We start from the raw sequence: 18348 nt of genomic DNA on the forward strand, positions 1-18348 counted from the left end.
GTTAAGAGGGAAGGATTGTTCATTCAAAAAATTCTATTGATAAGTTTAGATATTAATGAACCTTTTTTCTTAGTAAAACCTTCAAACTCTTGATTAAACACGACTTCTTCTAACCAATGAGAATCATAATAATTGGTATCGATGTAGTTTTCAATATCGTTATGACCAGCAGGATTATATAATATGAGATCTAAGCCAAATTCATTTAAAAATAGTAATAAAGCAGCATCCTCACGTGACAGGTCACCGTTTGTTTCCATATGATAGAGCAGTAGTTTCGGTATGTCCTGTGCATAATCATACTTTTGGAGAAGCTGTAAAATGACTTCTGGTATTCTTGAAGCTTGTTTAAATAGAAATAATTGTAAATCGTAATCGGATTCCTGTTCGAGCTTTCTCAATTTAGGTTGTTCACAATACTCCTTAATCGTATGGGCAATGGCTAACTGTAGCTCGTTAGGTAAGTGCCCATATTGCCACCAGCTACCCTTTATCATTTTTTCGGGTGATAATTTGCCTTTATTTAATGAATGTTGAAAATGATAATGATAATTTGCCTTCGTTATTTGTGAAAAAGGAAATTGATGAATGGTTAGCGTTAATGCGTTGTCGCTTAATTCTCTCATTCTTTCCCAGTATTCTTTACGGTCTTTTGATACTCCTTGAATTTTCGCAAAGATTACGGGAATATACACTTTACCTTGGTCTACTTTAAAATCAGGTCGAATCATCGCTTTTTCTTTTTCATATATAAATATGTCATCATATGTCATTTTCATTGTGATAGAAGTAGGGCTATGATTACGAAATTGCCAAGGCTTGAATACACCTGAATGCTGATCGTTCATCATTTTTTCTAATTGTTTGTTTGCACGGTAGGCGACTGTCGTTTGTCTTTCTCTCATTTGGGTAGGGAAAGGCTCTAGCTCTCCAGTATTAGAATAGTTATAAACAATTGAATAACGGTTGGTAGGGTCAATGTCTGCAAACTGATCAACACCGCTTGGATGAAAGATGAGTACATCGCAACCGAACTCCATTAGCAATATTAAAAAGTATTTTTGACTTTCTGTTAAATTCCCGTACCACACGACTTTTGGATAATCATCATCGAATTTACTGTTTGCCATCCATTTCGCCAGGTGATTTTGCATCCATTTCACCATATCAATTAAAAAACGTCTAAATTCTGGTGATTGCAGTCCAGTATTATGCTGACTTTGAAAGTATTCAACGACTTTAATAACTGTTTGTTGTATGTGATGATTTAAAGTAGTGTCCTTATATTTAGGGATTAGGTTCTTACCATACATAAAAGCGATTAAACGATTAATAGATAAGCCTTTAGGCTGTTGCTGATGAAGCTCTAATATTTCTTGAATGGACTTAAAAACGCCTTGATTGATTGTTTTATCAAGGTCTTCACTTAAAACATAGATATAATCCTTTTGATGCATCTCGAATAGAGAATTATAATAGTCATCTTCATCCAAAGGAATACCAAGGACTTGAAGTCCAATTCGTTGAAAGGTGAAGACATTAGTATCTTTATTGTAAATAGGTCTTTCTTTTGCAGAAGCAAGGAAAGTATTTAGCCAATGATCAGTGGATGTATATAGAATAGGATCAATTTTTATGTTCTTCACTATTATTAAGTCCTTTCTGTAAGTTAGCCACGTTTTGTGCCCTAGCGCATCCTAGCTAATGGGATTCAAGTGTTTGAATCTATTATATATGTACTTCGGAAAAATGTAGATTAATATGATGACGTATACTAAAAAGTCCTAAGTGAACAGTATTCACTTAGGACTTTTTTTTAATTAAAGATTAATGAGAATAGATTAATCTTATTGGATCGGACCACCAAGTTCTTTAATTTCATAAGAAACATTTTCAAATTTAGTGAAATTCTCGCGGAATTGTTTTGCTAAATCTTTTGCTTTAGCTTCATAAGCCGCTTTATCTTGCCATGTTTTACTTGGTTGTAATACATCATCTGGTACACCAGGAACGTGTTGTGGAATTTCAAGTCCAAATATAACGTCTTTTTCAGTTTCCACATTATTTAAATCGCCTTCTAAAGCCGCTTGAATCATAGCACGTGTATAAGCTAGTTTCATACGACTACCTACACCGTATTCGCCACCAGTCCAGCCAGTGTTTACTAAGAATACGTTAGCGTTATGCTCGTCAATTTTTTTGCCAAGCATTTCTGCATAAACTGTTGCAGGTAGTGGTAGGAAAGGTGAACCGAAACATGTTGAGAATGTTGCTTCTGGGCTTGTAATACCGCGTTCCGTACCAGCAAGCTTACTTGTATATCCACTTAAGAAGTGATACATTGCTTGTTCTTTTGATAATTTACTGATTGGAGGTAGTACTCCAAAAGCATCAGCTGTTAAGAAAATAATTGTATTTGGATGTCCAGCAATACTTGGCTTAACAATATTGTTCATTACATCGATTGGATAAGCAGCACGAGTATTTTCAGTAAGTGAATTATCATCGTAGTCTGCAATTCTAGAATTTTCATCAAGTACAACGTTTTCTAATACAGAGCCGAAGCGAATCGCATCGAAAATTTGTGGCTCTTTCTCACGTGAAAGACCGATACATTTAGCGTAGCAGCCACCCTCGATATTGAAAACGCCATGAGATGACCATCCATGTTCATCATCCCCGATTAATTTACGGTTAGGGTCTGCTGATAGCGTTGTTTTACCTGTTCCAGATAAACCAAAGAATAACGCAACATCGCCTTCTTTACCCACGTTTGCAGAGCAGTGCATTGAAAGAATATTGTTCTCTGGTAGTAAATAGTTCATAATAGAGAATATAGATTTTTTCATTTCACCAGCATATTCTGTTCCACCAATTAAAACGGTTTTGTATTCAAAAGAAATGATGATGAATGTTTCTGATTTTGTGCCATCAATAGCAGGATCAGCTTTGAAATTAGGAGCTGAAATTACTGTGAACTGTGATTCGTGATCAACTAGTTCCGCTTCAGTAGGTCGAATAAATAATTGATGTGCAAATAGATTATGCCATGCGTATTCATTTACTACTTGAATTGGTAAACTTGATTTTTTATCAGCGCCAGCAAAGCCTTTGAAAACAAATACATCTTCTTGTTCTTTTAAATAAGCAATAACTTTATTATAAAGTTTCAAGAATATGTCTTGAGAAATAGGTTGATTAGATACCCAATCGATTTTATCTTTTGTAGAATCTTCTTCAACAATATATTTATCTTTTGGTGAACGACCTGTATATTTTCCTGTATCAGCTTTTACTGCACCTGTTGAAGATAGTACACCCTCATTACGATTTAACACTTTTTCAACTAGTTGAGGCACAGATAGTTGAACATTGATATTACTACCTTTTAACAAATCATGTAGCTCATGTGAAATGCCCACTGTATTCATTATGAGATACCTTCCTTTATCATTAATGTAATTTTCTTAATATTAGTATAACATAACAAATAGTATAACACATTAAATTTATTAATCTATACTAATTTATCCTAAAACCGTATTTTTTTATCTCTAGACGTATTTTTTGTGAATTTAATAAATTTAAAATAGGTAGATTTATTAGAATATAATAATGAAAGAATTAGTTTTTTTCAAGTCATCAATCCTGTAAAAATATTGACAAATCTATGATGTGTGTTATTATTTATGTCTGAACGGATTTCTCTTATCCCGAGCTGGTGGAGGGACAGGCCCTACGAAGCCCAGCAACCTGCTATATGTGTTTTTTAGAACATATATAAGCGAAGGTGCTAACCTGATGCAAGGCAATGGCCCTTGAACGATAAGAGCGAAAGGCTTAAATGTACACAAACAAGTACCCTTTCCTCACATCAAGGAGAGGTTTTTTTTATGGGCATAATAGTCCTAAATAAAACCAATCAAGTTCCTGTATCTAGGGAATGATTTCCGTCAACAAAAGAGGGGAAGATGAATATGATGAATATTCATAACAGCCTCTACCAATATTTGAGGAGGGTAATTTGATGTCAAAAAAACGTCGACTTTTTACTTCAGAGTCAGTAACAGAAGGTCATCCAGATAAGATTTGTGACCAAATCTCAGATTCTATTCTAGATGCCATTTTAGCTAAAGATCCGAATGCACGTGTTGCGTGTGAAACTTCAGTTACAACAGGTTTAGTGCTTGTTGCTGGAGAAATTACAACTTCTACTTATGTAGATATTCCAAAAACAGTTCGTGAAACAATTAAAGGAATTGGTTACACACGAGCTAAGTATGGTTTTGATGCTGAGACTTGTGCAGTCTTAACATCTATAGATGAACAATCTGCTGATATTGCTGCAGGTGTTGACCAAGCACTTGAAGCTAGAGAAGGCCAAATGACTAATGAAGAAATTGATGCAATTGGTGCAGGTGACCAAGGTTTAATGTTTGGTTTTGCATGTAATGAAACGAAGGAGCTAATGCCACTTCCTATTTCTTTATCACATAAATTAGCACGTCGTTTAACAGAAGTACGTAAAGATGGTACTCTAGCATACTTACGTCCGGATGGAAAAACACAAGTAACGGTTGAATATGATGAGAACAATAAACCTGTTCGTATTGATACAATTGTTATTTCTACACAGCATGATCCTGATGTAACACTTGAGCAAATCCAAGCGGACCTTAAGAAATATGTTATTAATGAAGTAGTTCCTGCAGAATTAATTGATGCAGAAACGAAATACTTTATTAATCCTACTGGACGCTTCGTTATCGGAGGTCCTCAAGGTGATGCTGGATTAACTGGACGTAAAATTATTGTTGATACTTACGGTGGATATGCTCGTCACGGCGGCGGAGCTTTCTCTGGTAAGGATCCTACAAAAGTAGACCGTTCAGCAGCATACGCAGCTCGCTATGTAGCGAAAAACTTGGTTGCGGCTGGATTAGCTGATAAAGTTGAAGTTCAACTTGCATATGCCATCGGTGTTGCGAAGCCAGTATCTATTTCAGTTGATACATTTGGAACTGGTGTAGTAGAAGAGGATGTATTAGTTGATGTAGTTAGCAAACATTTTGATTTACGTCCTGCTGGCATCATTAAAATGTTAGATCTTCGTCGTCCAATCTATAAAGCAACAGCAGCTTATGGACATTTCGGTCGTAACGATTTAGATTTACCATGGGAACGTACTGATAAAGCTGAAGTATTAAAGCAAGCAGCGTTAAATAAATAAACAGTTAAAAAGGCGTCCAAAAAGTGGTTTACATCACTTTTTGGACGCCTTTTATGCTTTTAAAACCATTCGAAGTCGGTTTCATTTCAATTTTAATTTTACTTTTACTTAGTGGACTAACAGTATGTTTAAGATGAGTTATTGTGATTTCTCTTTCTTTTGTGAATAATAATATGTAAGAAATATAAATCTTGGAGGGGAATGGTGTGAAGATTGTTGTAGCTACTGATTCATTCAAAGGCTCGTTATCATCACTTCAAGTGGGACAAGAAATTAAGCAAGGTATTATAAATTCTGCGCCTCATGCGAATGTTGAAATTGTTGGAATTGCGGACGGTGGTGAAGGAACAGTTGAGGTATTACTTCATGCAAATGGTGGTGAAAGAGTAAATGTATCTGTTCATGATCCATTAATGAATATAATAGAAGCTTCCTATGCAGTAATATCGGTTCGAGGTGAAGATTGTGTAATCATCGAGAGTGCCCAAAGTACAGGGTTAAATCTTGTTCCTCTACAGTCGAGAAATCCTTTGAATACAAACAGTTTTGGACTTGGAGAATTAATTAAAGATGCTCTTGCAAAGGGATATCGTAAATTCTATCTTACCTTAGGAGGAAGCGCCACTAATGATGCTGGAATTGGTATGCTTCAAGCATTAGGCTGGAAGTTCTTCGATGAAAAGGGAGAGGTCATTGGAATTAGCAGGAATCCGCTAGTTAGAGTGGAAGACTTTAATGATTCACAAGTAATGAGTGAATTGAAGGAGTGTACATTTACGGTTATGAGTGATGTGACGAATCCTTTTTATGGTGAACAAGGTGCCGTTCAAATTTTTTCTCGTCAAAAGGGAGCCACTCGTGAGCAAATGATTCTTTTAGAGGCAGCTATGTTCAAATTTGCTAAGTTGATTGAAAAGAAATACAAACGCAATGTTCAAGATGTTAAAGGTGCTGGAGCAGCAGGTGGTCTTGGAGGGGCTTTAGCTAGTATGCTTGATGCGAATATTCAATCTGGTATTGATTTGATTATAAATATGGTCGGATTAGAAGGGAAAATCAAAGAAGCAGACTTAATTATTACGGGGGAAGGTAGCCTTGACGGGCAATCTGTTATGGGCAAGGTTCCTGTTGGAGTAGCGAAACTGGCCAAGAAACATCATAAAGTGGTTATCGGTATAGCTGGTCGAATTGATACAGAATTACATGAATTAAATCAATATTTGGATGCTGTCTTTTCCATCCAAACAGAATGTCGCAATTTAGCAGATGCTATGTCGCAACAAGTAACAAGTAAGCAACTTCAAATAACTACTGAACAGATTATTAGATTAGTGCAGGCTATTAGTTCAATAAGAAAGTAAATGAGGCTTAATATTTGCTAATAAGAATTAACTACATAAAAATAAGAGGAGACCGTAAGTTTAATTTCTGTGGGCTGATTTTAAAAGATAAGAATGTATATAATTTTGTGTAGTGTCTAACCTTACACCTGCTATGCTCGGAAATAAGCCAACCTCTTTTGAAAACCAAGTGCGGGTTTTCAAGAACAGCTCGTCTTATTTCTGCCGCATAGCTCTTTTTTGATTGGATGTAAATCAAGAAGCATCAATCAAAAAAGACCGGTGACGGTATTTCTTAACAGATAAGAAAGTATATAAATTTGTGCGGTGTCTAGCTCCATCGCCCAGTGACGTATAGATTTCGCCCATCTCCCTACGATAAGTCAACATCGAATCAGCTATCGCCTCTTCGTGTTTCCTTTATCTCAGTCGAAGTGCTCCAATCTATACGTCGCCAAACGGGCGCTTGCGCTTTTCTTATTATTCTTGAATAGACTTATAATATTGTCCTTTTTCTGCGTATTCTCTGCTTACTCGCAGCATATCTTGAATATCGGCTTCATTTGTTGGTCGTATTACTTTTGCTGGTCTTCCGAATGCCATTGAGTTTGGTGGAATGACTTTACCTTGTGGGACTAGGCTTCCTGCTCCAATAAAGGCTCCTTCTCCAATAACTGCCCCGTCAAGAATGATAGAGCCCATGCCGATTAGTGCACCTTTTTTTACTGTGCAGCTATGTAATATCACGCTATGACCAACTGTTACCTCATCTTCTAAAATGAGCGGGTTATTTGGGCTTTGATGTAGAACAGAATTATCTTGAACATTCACTTTTTTTCCAATAATAGTGGGTGCTACATCACCTCGAATAACAGTATTGAACCATATACTGGATTCCTCTCCAATCTTCACATCCCCTGTTACTACAGCGTTTTCAGCAAGATATACACTGTCGTGAATTTCGGGTTTTTTTTCGTGAAAAGGATAAACTATCATTATGCACATCTCCCTTTGTGTATTTCGTGGAATTAGTATTCTATTGGTAGTTTATATTGAAAATTAACATATGTACAATATCTTTCCTTCGATAGGGGATTGATTTAAAATAGAGTTATGCTTTTCTTAATAAGGAGGTAACAAGCAACATGTATAAATGGGAAGCCGATGGGGATGCAAAGGCTGTTATTGTTATAGTGCATGGAGCCATGGAACATCAAGGCCGCTATAAATGGTTAGTGGAAATGTGGCGCTCTGCCGGCTACCATGTCATAATGGGGGATTTACCGGGACAAGGATTAACCACTCGTTCGAAGAGAGGTCATATTAATTCTTTTGAAGAATATATAATAGAGGTTAAAGATTGGATTCAGGAAGCATATGAGTATCATTTGCCTATCTTTTTACTAGGACATAGTATGGGAGGGCTAATAGCTATACGTTTACTACAGGAAATGGAAGTAAATGTTGCGGGGCTTATATTATCCTCTCCATGTCTAGGGCTTGTAAGTTATCCATCTAAGGCTATTCATGCTGCATCAGCTGTATTGAATCTTGCTTATCCAAGCTTTAAAGCAACTACTGGTATAACAATTGACATGGTAACGAGAGATCCGGAAGTGCGTGAATCAAGCGCGAATGATTCGTTGTACATAACGAAAGTATCTGTTCGTTGGTATCATGAATTGCTAACAAATGTGAAGGAAGCTTTTGAAAATATTCCTGATTTATCAGATGTTCCACTTCTGCTAATGCAAGCTGGAGATGATAAAATTGTGGATAGACATTCGGTTAAAGAATGGTTTAATTATACGCAATGTAGCGAAAAAGCATATAAAGAATGGCATGGACTATACCATGAATTATTTAGTGAGCCGGAAAAGGAAGATGTATTTTATTATGCAAAGGGTTTTGTTGAAAACGCACTTCGTAATTTAGGGTACGTTGTGTAATTAAGGAGGAAAAGTAATTTGAGTATTCCTACGACACCTTTAATGTTAATGAATAAAGTATATAAAGGGATTTTTCCAAAGGTGCAGAAGGAACTGCATTATTGGAAAGAGGAAGCACGGAAGATTCCCAATCCAGAATTAAGACAGCAAGCAATAGATAGTATAGAGAATAAAGATTTTCATTGTGAAGGAGGAGCGATTTTTGCTCTTCTTGCTGAAAATCGTAAGTCAGAAGCTATTTCATTCATTATTGCATATCAAACGATTAGCGATTATTTAGATAATTTATGTGATCGTAGTACATCTTTGGATGATCAAGACTTCACTGTACTTCACGAATCAATGTTCCATTCGCTGCAAACAAATTCCCCCGAGGTCAATTATTATCGTTTTCGTGAAGATCAAGATGATGGAGGTTATTTAAAAAAATTAGTCTCAACATGTCAATCATTTTTACGTAAACTAGAGAATTTTGAACATATAGAGGGATATTTGCAAGAGTTGTGTTCGTACTATTCTGATTTACAGGTCCATAAACACGTGCATGTGAATGAACGTGAATTAAGGTTGAAAAATTGGTTTTCTTTACATAAAAGTAATCTTCCTAAAATGTCTTGGTACGAATTTTCAGCTTGTTCAGGTTCAACCTTAGGGATTTTTTGCTTGATTTCATATGCTCTACGAGATGATTTTAAACATGATCATGCAGAGCAAATACGTAATGGATATTTTCCTTATATTCAAGGATTGCATATAATGCTCGATTATTTTATCGATCAACAAGAAGATTTAGATGGTGGAGATTTGAATTTTTGTTTCTATTATGAAAACAATCAGGAACTATTTGCCCGTATGTCTCATTTTGTTCAAAAGGCAGATCAATATTTAGATCTTCTTCCGCATAAGGGATTTCATAAACTGATTCACCGTGGATTATTAGGTCTATATTTATCTGATGAAAAAGTGGACGAGAAAAAAGAAACAAAAGTATTAGCGAAGAAAATGGTTAAGCTTGGTGGGATGCAGTCGCAGTTTTTTTATATTAATGCTAAGTTTTATCGTACCGTTAAAAAGATGTTACCGAGTAAGTTTGTAGTAGCTACGTTGAAATAAGAAATTAATAATGAGCGCCCACATGATGTTATGTGGGCGTTGTAGTTTTATAAAGATAAATAGTTTTGTGTGGTGTCTAACCTTACACCTTATACCTGCCCAGCTCCTAGTGGACTTCACCAACCTCCCTACGATAAGTCCACATCGAATTGACTATCGTCTCCTCGTGTTTCCTTTATCTCAGTAGGTGGGCGGAAGAAGATACGGAGCTAAACAGGCGCTTCCGCTTTTCTTATTAACTTGCTTCTGTTTCTTGGGAGTGTACTTTCTTCATGAATTCATTAACGTCTGCAGGAACTTTACGGTCAATCATAGATACAATCCATACAGATAAGAAGCCTACCGGAACTGTTATTAGACCAGGGATTTTGAATTGTAAGAATGTTGGTAATGTGTTTGGTAAGAAAATCATCCACATTGAAACAAGTAATCCGATTACAAGACCTGCAATAGCACCTTTTTCAGTCATTCCTCGCCACCAAATACCAAGGATGAAAATAGGTGTAAAGGTACTTGCTGCAACGGTAAAGGCAAGGGCAACTAGATGTCCGATAGAAGCATCTTTAACTAATAAACCTAAAGCACCGTATAAGAAACCTAAGATTACGATTGCTACTTTACCAGCGATTACACGTTCTTTTTCACTGATATTTTTACGGAAGAATGTTGCATATAAGTCATGAGCGAGTGCTCCTGAACTTGTGATGAATAGACCTGAAAGGTTCGAGAAAATCGCAGCAAATGCACCTGCAATAACTAATCCAAGTAGCCATTCTCCACCTAAACCTTGTGCAGTTGAAGGAATAACCATGTTATTACCACCTTGTACAAGGTCTTTTATTACTTCTGTACTAGCATCACCAGAAAGGAAAATAGAACGACCTACAACTCCTAAATAAACTGCGAGTAAGAAGAAAACGCTTGCAATTCCGATAGCCATAAGAGCTGATTTACGAGCTGCTTTTGCACTTGGATTTGTATAGAAACGTAATAGAATATGAGGTAATCCAATTGTTCCTAATGCAAGACCGATTGTCATACTAATTGTTTGCCAAAATGTTGGGAAATAGAATCCTGTTCCTGACCATGCTTGTCCATCAAAAACTTGGTCTTTACCATCCAATGCGTAAGGTGATGTACCTTCGATTGGACCGCTGAAAGAGTTAATTGCATGAAGGATCTTATCATAATGAAGTCCGCCGTACAATGCAACGATTAACATGATTACGAATGCACCAAGACGAATCCATAATTCAAGTGCTTGGTTGATAGTTGTACCTTTCATACCACCTACACCAACATAGAAAATCATAACTACACATGTAAATATAATTCCGAATTCATAACTTGTACCAAAGAACATACTTAAGATTTGGGCAGCACCTAAAAGCTGTGGAGCTGCATAGAAACCAGAAATAGAAAGAACTACTGCTACAGCCGCAATTCGTGCACGCTTACTATGGAAACGGTAAGCTAGGAAATCGGCAACTGTATAGGCACCGAACTTTCTTAAAGGTCCTGCTACGAAGATGGCTAATAGTGTTAAGCCGATAGAGAAACAGAAAGCGTAGTATGCGCCATCGTAACCTAATTGGAACGTTAAACCTGCGATTCCTAAGAATGTTGCAGCACTTAAGTAGTCTCCACCGATTGCTGATCCATTTGTAAACCAACCAAAGCTTCTACCACCAACGAAATAGTCAGAAGCAGTTGCGCTTTTCTTAGTCAAGTAAGTGATATAAACAATTGTTCCCATTAGGAGAATTGTCAGTATCATTTTGGGTTCTAATAACATGCTCATCCAAGTTTTCTCCCTTCTTGACTAGTGAGTGCATATTTTTTTAAACGCTTTTCATATAATGTAGTGTGAACATAGGCAATAATGAATGCCATTGCCATTGCGACAACACTAGTAATAAACCAGGATACACTCATACCACCCCAAAGTTTCGACCATGCGAAATCTGGAAAATGCCAGTTCATTACTGGAATGGAAAAGATGAAAATAAAGTAAAATATTGTTAATGAAAAACCTGTCTTAAACTCAGCTTTCATAATTCTGTTTGTCTCAGCATCTAGCGGTGGTAGTTTACTATACTCAATCGTTCCTGCTTCGACATAGTCGTACTCTGAAAATTCACTTGCCATAACTTAATCTCCCCTTTTGCCCATTTTTACCCGCAGAATTTGTCCCCCCTTTTGTTGTGCGGAACTACTACTGTACTATAATTGTATTGTAAAAAAAGGGCTGTTACCTTACAGTCTGTTGCTCGAAATATACAAAAATTTGCTAATTTTCGCAATTTTAGTGTAAAATAGTGTAATTAAAGGGCTTTTTTATGAGGTGATAATTGTTGTTGCGAATCCAATTATTAATGGCAGATGATAATGAACGTAAGAAGATAATAAATTGGTTACACGATAGTTTACCTAGTCGTTTTCATATTAGTGAAACATTAGATCATCAACAAGCTGATATTTATTTTGTAGAAGTAGTCAAGATTTTTGATTGGGTGAAGATTCGGCGATTACAAAAGAAATGTTCAACTAGTATGATCTGTCCAATTCTATGTCCAAAATTGTCGCATACATCAGCTCTAGCCATCGATTTGAAATTACAATCCATATTAGTAAAGCCTTTGCAAAAAAGCATTTTTTTAAGAACTGCTAAGAAGATGAGAACAAGATTTATTCAGAAGCAAAATATTGCGTTTACATATACCGATTTATACGCACAAATATCAGATAGTGATAATGCTCCCTTTCAGGAAGCCTTTCTAAGAAGGCTATTAAGAGGAGAGATAGCATCAGAGACTGAAGTGATAGAAGCAAGGACGTTTTTGCCTTCAAAAGCAATACCAAACGTCGTATTATTGCTCCAAAGTTTTTCATTAAAGGAATTACCAGATGGAAAAAAAGGAGCGAGCTCGCTCATTAAAGAAGTTATTAGAGAGCATTTTATAACTTTAGTCCCTCATGTATCATTTCTACCCTATCAAAAGCATTTGCTTATATTAATGCGAATACCAGAAGAATATTCCTCCTTTAAACAATGGTTACAAGGTGAAGACTTAATGTTCCATATCATTTATTTATTAAAAGAAAAGTATGGAATTTATGTTTACGTAGGCATTGGAGAGACATATCAAGAGCCATTATTATTACATCATTCGTATGGACAAGCTAGGAAAGCGCGAAGGATGCCGGCTCCTAATCATGTTCAATTGCGATATTTCGATGGAATTACGAAAAATCCAGAGTTATTAAAAACAATCAGCTTTATAGAACAAAATTGTACTAATAATATAACAATTAGTGATGCTGCGTCTTTTATGAATTTTAGTGTCACGCATTTTAGCCGAATGTTTAAAAAGGAAACAGGTAAGAGCTATGTAGATTATGTGGCATTTATAAAGATTTATAAATCATTAACCTTTTTAAGAACAACCAATCATACAATAGAACAAATTTCTGCAGAAACAGGTTTTAATACGCCGAATTACTATAGTAGTACATTCAAAAAACTAGTTGGGCTTTCCCCTAGTGAATATCGCGCAACGTATGAAACAATCTTTAAATAAAGAAGCAGATTTCAAAAATCGTTATGAAACGATATTGAGATCTGCTTTTTATAATTATTTATTGTCAGATTTTTCTGTTTGGCATATAATACAATTATCATAATGATAATTGATAATAGTTTTATCATCATGTTTTATTAAGGAGATGTATAATTTTTATGAGCAACAAAGATGTAGAAACGGTTTCTGCACAAGATGCGCTAAAAGAATATGATGTGAAAAAGTATGAAACACCTGCTGGATATACAAGTGATATAGCTGTTTTTACAATTGTTCCTAAAAATGCTCATTCACAGGAGCAAGTACTGAAATTAATGTTAATTAAGCGAGCGCTGGTGAATGGGGAAGGAAAGCCGAATATTGAAGGAGGGAAATGGGCTTTACCAGGTGGCTTTATACAACCAGATGAATCGGCATATGAAGGAGCGGTTCGAGAGTTGTTGGAGGAAACAACTATAAGTGGTGTTCATGTAAAACATTTTGGAGTCTATGATGCTCCAGGTAGAGATCCAAGAGGATGGATTATATCAAATGCCCATTATGCGTTAGTTCCTATGAATTATATAGAATTACGAAAAGCTGCTGATGATGCTATGGAAGTAGAAGTTTTCGATATGGAGGAAATCTTTCAATTACCATTGGCATTTGATCATGAAGTTATTATTCGTGATGCATTGCGACAGGTGCAAGAAGATATGATGCAAACAACTTTGGCTAAAGAGTTCTTACCGAAGGAATTTACTCTTTCTGAACTTTGGCATTTGGTCGTAAGTGTTGCAGGAGAAAAAGCAATTGAATCATATCCTAACTTTCATCGGAAGGCGAAAAGCTTATCATTTATTGAAGAAGTAAAAGATGTATATGGCGAAGTGAAAAGACAGAAGCGATTCGCTAAACAGCCTACTAAGTTATACAGATTTACGAATGATTATGTGAAGAAGAGTATTTATAAATAAGGAAAATAGCAACGCTGTCTATTAGAAATGAGTTATAACTTATTTATATAACTAAAGTAATAGCTTTAACTTATTAAACTTCAGGGCAATATATGGAGAAAGAATGTATGTCGTTTAATTTGTACTAAATTATCTTATTTAGGGTATAGAAATGAAAGATATTTTGATAAATATACACGGATTGTCGTTTATACGAGGAGGCACATAATGAATAGAAAATATAGTGATGATAGTTTAGCTTTACACACAGATGCATATCAGTTAAATATGGTAGAAACATACTGGCACGATAATGTTCATAATCGGAAAGCGGTATTTGAATTATATTGCAGGAAGCTTCCATTTAATAATGGCTACGGTATTTTTGCAGGGTTAGAAAGAATTATTGAATATTTGCGTGATTATAGATTTAGTGACAGTGATATTGAGTATCTACGTGAAGAAGTCGGCTATGAAGAGGATTATCTAGAGTATTTGAAAGGTATTCGTTTCACAGGTACGATTCGATCAATGGTGGAGGGTGAACTAGCTTTTGCGAATGAACCACTTCTACAAGTTGAATCAACCTTAGCTGAAGCACAACTGATTGAAACAGCGCTTTTAAACATTGTTAATTATCAAATGTTAATTGCCACAAAAGCATCAAGAATTAAACAAGTTATAGGAAAACAAACAGCAATGGAGTTTGGATCTCGTCGCGCTCATGAAATGGATGCTGCTATTTGGGGTACGAGAGCAGCTTTCATTGGAGGCTTTGATGCTACGAGTAATTATAGAGCGGGAAAATTATTCGGTATCCCCGTATCGGGGACACATGCTCACTCAATGATTCAAACATATCGAGATGATTATGTTGCCATGAAGAAATATGCTGAAAGTTGTTTAAGAAGAGAAAATAAAGATTTCATCCCACTTGTTGATACGTATGATACGCTGCGCTCAGGGGTACCTGCGGCTATTCGTGTAGCGAATGAATTTAAAGATCAAATTGAATTTAAAGGTATTCGTTTAGACAGTGGTGACATGGCATATTTGTCAATTGAAGCAAGAAAATTATTAGATGAGGCAGGCTATCCAAATACAAAGATTGTGGCATCGAATGATTTAGATGAGTACACCATTCTGAACTTGAAAGCTCAAGGTGCAAAAATTGATATTTGGGGAGTCGGCACAAAATTGATTACAGCTTTTGATCAAGCTGCTTTAGGAGCGGTCTATAAAATTGTAGCTATTGAAGATGAGCATGGAAATATGTTAGATACAATTAAGATTAGCGCTAACCCAGAAAAGGTAAGTACACCAGGACTAAAGAAACTTTATCGTATTATTAATTTGAATAATCATCATTCTGAAGGGGATTATATTACGATGAAGGATGAATTTCCTGAACAGGAAAAACTTATTAACATGTTTCATCCAACGCATACGTATATTAGTAAGTATGTAATGAATTTTGAAGCGAAAAACTTGCTTAAGGATATTATAGTTGATGGGAAATTAGTATATGACCTTCCGAATATATACGAAATTCAGGCTTATGCCATGAGCAACATGGAATTATTATGGGAAGAATATAAACGTTCGATGAATCCAGCAGAGTATCCTGTCGATTTAAGTCAAAAATGTTGGGATAATAAAATGGATAATATTAGAAGAGTGAAAAAGCAAGTTGCTAAGATTGTTGAAGAAAAATAAAGAATATTGCTTGATCGGAATAGACGGAGGTTAAGTGATGGGAAAAACGGTTGAACAATACGTTCATTATTTTAATGAGTTAAATCCAAACCACCCTATAGGTAATAAGGGAGGTTTGGATGGTTTATTCAAACAAGGAATACGTATAGGGATATATGGTTCTTCTTTTGATCCAATTACAAATGTTCATTTATGGACAGCTTCTACAGTCGCACATCGAAAGAAATTAGATTATATTATATTTCTGCCTTCTAATGGAAATCGGATTGATAAAACGTTACAAACAAATGATGAACATCGTCAAAAGATGGTAGAAATGGCGATTGCTGATAATCCGAAATTTATTTTAGATACTTATGAATTTTATGTACCTCCTGGAAAGCAATATACATATTACACGATGCAGCATTTTAAGGAAGTGTTTCCGAATGCTGAGTTGTTTTTTGTAATTGGTGCTGACCTTTTAGTTGATATTGCAGAGGGTAAATGGAGGATGGCTGAAGAATTAGTTGAAAGTACGCAATTTATTGTTATGGCTCGAAATGAAATTGATATGCTGCAAACGATAAGTAAGTCACCTTTATTAAGAAATCATGATGATGGACGCTTTCAATTATTAGATAAAGGGTTATCAATGGAGATTTCCTCTACCTATATTAGAGAAGAACTTGCTAAAGGTGGAGAGCCTAGATATTTAGTTCCAGACGATTGTTATAATTATATGAAAATGCATAACTTATATAATAAGGTCATTAGGTGAAAAAAGATAAGGAGCATACACCTCGAAGGTGCATACTCCTTATCTTTTTTCAATCGCAATAATAAAAGGTGGTGAATTGACTTGATTCATAAATCCGTAATGCAATACATGTGCTTTCTCTTGTGGAAGAGATGTTACATATTGCATTAACTCATCACGTTCAATTGCCCCTTCTGGATGTCCATGATAAACAACAAGAACGATGATGCCTTCTATTTCCATAAGCTCTAACAATTGTTCAATTGCAGCAATTGTTGAGTGAGCAACTGTTACAACCTCTTTATCTCCACCAGGTAAATAGCCAAGATTGAAGATTGCACCTGTTAGTTTTCGGTTCTCTGCTTGAGGAAGTTTATTTTTTAATTGGTCATGGCTATCTAGAAATAAAGTAGCTAAATGGGCACTTTGATTTTCTTCTAGCTTTGCTCTTGTTTTGTTTATCGCTTGTTCTTGAATATCGAAAGCATAGACATGCCCTTCTTCTCCGACAAGCTTTGTTAAATAAAGAGTATCATGTCCGTTACCAGCTGTAGCATCAATGGTGATATCACCAGGCGATACAGCCTTCTCTAATAAAAGTCTCGCAAATGGAAGGATACGATCAAGCTTCACTTGTCACGCCTCCAACACGATTATAGTATTTGCCTTGCCAGCTATTTCTACGTTTTAACTCCGCATCAATTGCATTTAAAACTTCCCATTTATTAACGCTCCACATTGGTCCAATCATTAAATCAATCGGTCCATCACCTGTAATGCGGTGAACAATCATTTCTGGAGGAATAATCTCTAATTGATCGACAACAAGATTAATGTACTCTTCAAATGAAAGGAATTGTAATAATCCTTTTTCATATTGCTTCACCATTGGTGTTCCTTTTAAGAGGTGTAACAAATGGATTTTGATGCCTTGTACATCTAACTTCGCTACTTCTTTGGCTGTTTCCAACATCATTTCTGGTGTCTCAAGAGGAAGACCATTAATGATGTGAGAACAAATGCGAATATTATGCTTACGTAGCTTCTCTACACCCTCTACATAAGTTGGGTAATCATGTGCTCTGTTAATAATACGAGCTGTTTTTTCATGAACTGTTTGTAATCCAAGTTCTACCCATAAATACGTACGTTCATTTAATTCAGCCAAATACTCGACTACGTCATCTGGTAAACAGTCAGGACGTGTTGCAATTGATAAGCCGACAACACCTTCTTGTTCCAGTGCTGGCTCGAACTTTTGTTTTAATACTTCAAGAGGAGCATGGGTATTCGTATAAGCTTGGAAATAAGCCATATACTTTCCATCACGCCACTTTTGATGCATTTTATCTTTAACATCGGCAAATTGCTTCTCGATAGAATCTACACGATTGCCAGCAAAATCGCCTGATCCTGCAGCGCTACAAAATGTACAGCCTCCGTGTGCAACTGTGCCATCACGGTTCGGGCAGTCGAAACCACCGTCTAATGCTACTTTAAATACTTTATGTCCAAAGGTTTTTCGTAAATGATAATTCCAAGTGTGATATCGTTTATCATCACTTGCATATGGAAACGGGTTATTCTGATTCAAATCAGAAACCTCCTTAATGAAAGAAATTCAGCATAAAGAATATTGTAACATGAAATAACGTCTATATTCCATTCAGCTTTATTTTTCAAACAAGCTAATTATTACTAAAATAGTGTGCTTGGATGTTTCACATACTACCAATGTAAGCATG

At 35.8% G+C, this 18348-nt stretch carries 15 protein-coding genes and 1 riboswitch; of the genes, 8 read left to right on the plus strand and 7 right to left on the minus strand.

Annotated elements, in window-relative coordinates; translation table 11 throughout:
* Nucleotides 1-23: 23 nt before the first annotated feature.
* Entirely contained in the window at nucleotides 24-1646 is a 1623-nt protein-coding gene (locus TX86_RS00205) for a YceG family protein (RefSeq protein ID WP_042345166.1), read from the minus strand.
* 201 nt (nucleotides 1647-1847) lie between these two features.
* The gene (gene pckA, locus TX86_RS00210) at nucleotides 1848-3431 is read right to left on the minus strand and encodes a phosphoenolpyruvate carboxykinase (ATP) (protein WP_042345168.1); all 1584 of its coding nucleotides are present in this window, start codon (nucleotides 3429-3431) and stop codon (nucleotides 1848-1850) included.
* Nucleotides 3432-3705: 274 nt separating this feature from the next.
* A riboswitch (SAM riboswitch) is annotated at nucleotides 3706-3832 on the plus strand.
* A gap of 195 nt (nucleotides 3833-4027) precedes the next feature.
* On the opposite strand from pckA, the gene metK reads away from it, so the two are divergent.
* The gene (gene metK, locus TX86_RS00215; protein WP_042345170.1) at nucleotides 4028-5230 is read left to right on the plus strand and encodes a methionine adenosyltransferase; all 1203 of its coding nucleotides are present in this window, start codon (nucleotides 4028-4030) and stop codon (nucleotides 5228-5230) included.
* Nucleotides 5231-5436: 206 nt separating this feature from the next.
* On the plus strand, nucleotides 5437-6591 hold the full coding sequence (locus TX86_RS00220) for a glycerate kinase family protein (protein ID WP_042345171.1): 1155 nt from the start codon (nucleotides 5437-5439) through the stop codon (nucleotides 6589-6591).
* A 459-nt stretch (nucleotides 6592-7050) separates the two neighbouring features.
* Here TX86_RS00220 and TX86_RS00225 read toward each other — a convergent pair whose 3' ends face one another.
* Entirely contained in the window at nucleotides 7051-7566 is a 516-nt protein-coding gene (locus TX86_RS00225; RefSeq protein ID WP_439096715.1) for a gamma carbonic anhydrase, read from the minus strand.
* A 149-nt stretch (nucleotides 7567-7715) separates the two neighbouring features.
* Between TX86_RS00225 and TX86_RS00230 the strand changes: the two genes are divergently transcribed.
* Together TX86_RS00230 and tbcS are read left to right on the plus strand one after the other, a co-directional pair.
* Nucleotides 7716-8519 carry an alpha/beta hydrolase gene (locus TX86_RS00230; protein WP_042345173.1) on the plus strand — a complete coding sequence of 268 codons (804 nt, stop codon included), beginning with the start codon at nucleotides 7716-7718 and terminating at the stop codon, nucleotides 8517-8519.
* Between the two features lie 18 nt (nucleotides 8520-8537).
* The gene (gene tbcS, locus TX86_RS00235; RefSeq protein ID WP_042345174.1) at nucleotides 8538-9632 is read left to right on the plus strand and encodes a tetraprenyl-beta-curcumene synthase; all 1095 of its coding nucleotides are present in this window, start codon (nucleotides 8538-8540) and stop codon (nucleotides 9630-9632) included.
* Between the two features lie 235 nt (nucleotides 9633-9867).
* Here the strand turns inward: tbcS and TX86_RS00240 are convergent, their stop codons facing one another.
* On the minus strand, nucleotides 9868-11433 hold the full coding sequence (locus TX86_RS00240) for a sodium/solute symporter (RefSeq protein WP_042345175.1): 1566 nt from the start codon (nucleotides 11431-11433) through the stop codon (nucleotides 9868-9870).
* Complete coding sequence (locus tag TX86_RS00245) at nucleotides 11430-11780, minus strand: hypothetical protein (RefSeq protein WP_042345177.1); 351 nt, start codon at nucleotides 11778-11780, stop codon at nucleotides 11430-11432. The genes TX86_RS00240 and TX86_RS00245 overlap by 4 nt, the downstream gene beginning before the upstream one ends.
* A gap of 203 nt (nucleotides 11781-11983) precedes the next feature.
* On the opposite strand from TX86_RS00245, the gene TX86_RS00250 reads away from it, so the two are divergent.
* From TX86_RS00250 to nadD, 4 genes are all read left to right on the plus strand, one after another.
* Nucleotides 11984-13213: an AraC family transcriptional regulator gene (locus TX86_RS00250; RefSeq protein ID WP_154663025.1), complete on the plus strand. Its 1230-nt coding sequence runs from the start codon at nucleotides 11984-11986 to the stop codon at nucleotides 13211-13213.
* Nucleotides 13214-13371: 158 nt separating this feature from the next.
* Nucleotides 13372-14169 (plus strand): NUDIX hydrolase, encoded by a 798-nt coding sequence (locus TX86_RS00255; RefSeq protein ID WP_042345179.1) that lies wholly within the window; start codon nucleotides 13372-13374, stop codon nucleotides 14167-14169.
* A 207-nt stretch (nucleotides 14170-14376) separates the two neighbouring features.
* Nucleotides 14377-15864 carry a nicotinate phosphoribosyltransferase gene (locus tag TX86_RS00260; protein WP_042345180.1) on the plus strand — a complete coding sequence of 496 codons (1488 nt, stop codon included), beginning with the start codon at nucleotides 14377-14379 and terminating at the stop codon, nucleotides 15862-15864.
* A gap of 37 nt (nucleotides 15865-15901) precedes the next feature.
* Nucleotides 15902-16624 carry a nicotinate (nicotinamide) nucleotide adenylyltransferase gene (nadD, locus tag TX86_RS00265; RefSeq protein ID WP_042345181.1) on the plus strand — a complete coding sequence of 241 codons (723 nt, stop codon included), beginning with the start codon at nucleotides 15902-15904 and terminating at the stop codon, nucleotides 16622-16624.
* 39 nt (nucleotides 16625-16663) lie between these two features.
* On the opposite strand, the gene mnmM is transcribed toward nadD, so the two are convergent.
* Both mnmM and mnmL read right to left on the minus strand, forming a co-directional pair.
* Nucleotides 16664-17236 carry a tRNA 5-(aminomethyl)-2-thiouridylate-methyltransferase MnmM gene (mnmM, locus tag TX86_RS00270; protein ID WP_042345183.1) on the minus strand — a complete coding sequence of 191 codons (573 nt, stop codon included), beginning with the start codon at nucleotides 17234-17236 and terminating at the stop codon, nucleotides 16664-16666.
* A complete protein-coding gene (gene mnmL, locus TX86_RS00275; RefSeq protein ID WP_042345185.1) occupies nucleotides 17226-18197 on the minus strand; it encodes a tRNA modification radical SAM protein MnmL/YtqA in 972 nt (323 codons plus the stop codon). Before mnmL ends, mnmM begins: the two co-directional genes overlap by 11 nt.
* Nucleotides 18198-18348 lie beyond the last annotated feature (151 nt).

Origin of the sequence: Bacillus massiliigorillae, assembly GCF_000380245.2 — a bacterium.
Taxonomy (GTDB): Bacteria; Bacillota; Bacilli; order Bacillales; family DSM-1321; genus Bacillus_AD; species Bacillus_AD massiliigorillae.

Bases quoted from the DNA above. Each gene is read 5' to 3' on its own strand.
- TX86_RS00245 (WP_042345177.1), bottom strand. From the start codon at position 11,780: ATGGCAAGTGAATTTTCAGAGTACGACTATGTCGAAGCAGGAACGATT.
- TX86_RS00260 (WP_042345180.1), top strand. From the start codon at position 14,377: ATGAATAGAAAATATAGTGATGATAGTTTAGCTTTACACACAGATGCA.
- metK (WP_042345170.1), top strand. From the start codon at position 4,028: ATGTCAAAAAAACGTCGACTTTTTACTTCAGAGTCAGTAACAGAAGGT.
- TX86_RS00230 (WP_042345173.1), top strand. From the start codon at position 7,716: ATGTATAAATGGGAAGCCGATGGGGATGCAAAGGCTGTTATTGTTATA.
- TX86_RS00225 (WP_439096715.1), bottom strand. From the start codon at position 7,566: ATGATAGTTTATCCTTTTCACGAAAAAAAACCCGAAATTCACGACAGT.
- nadD (WP_042345181.1), top strand. From the start codon at position 15,902: ATGGGAAAAACGGTTGAACAATACGTTCATTATTTTAATGAGTTAAAT.
- pckA (WP_042345168.1), bottom strand. From the start codon at position 3,431: ATGAATACAGTGGGCATTTCACATGAGCTACATGATTTGTTAAAAGGT.
- TX86_RS00240 (WP_042345175.1), bottom strand. From the start codon at position 11,433: ATGAGCATGTTATTAGAACCCAAAATGATACTGACAATTCTCCTAATG.
- TX86_RS00255 (WP_042345179.1), top strand. From the start codon at position 13,372: ATGAGCAACAAAGATGTAGAAACGGTTTCTGCACAAGATGCGCTAAAA.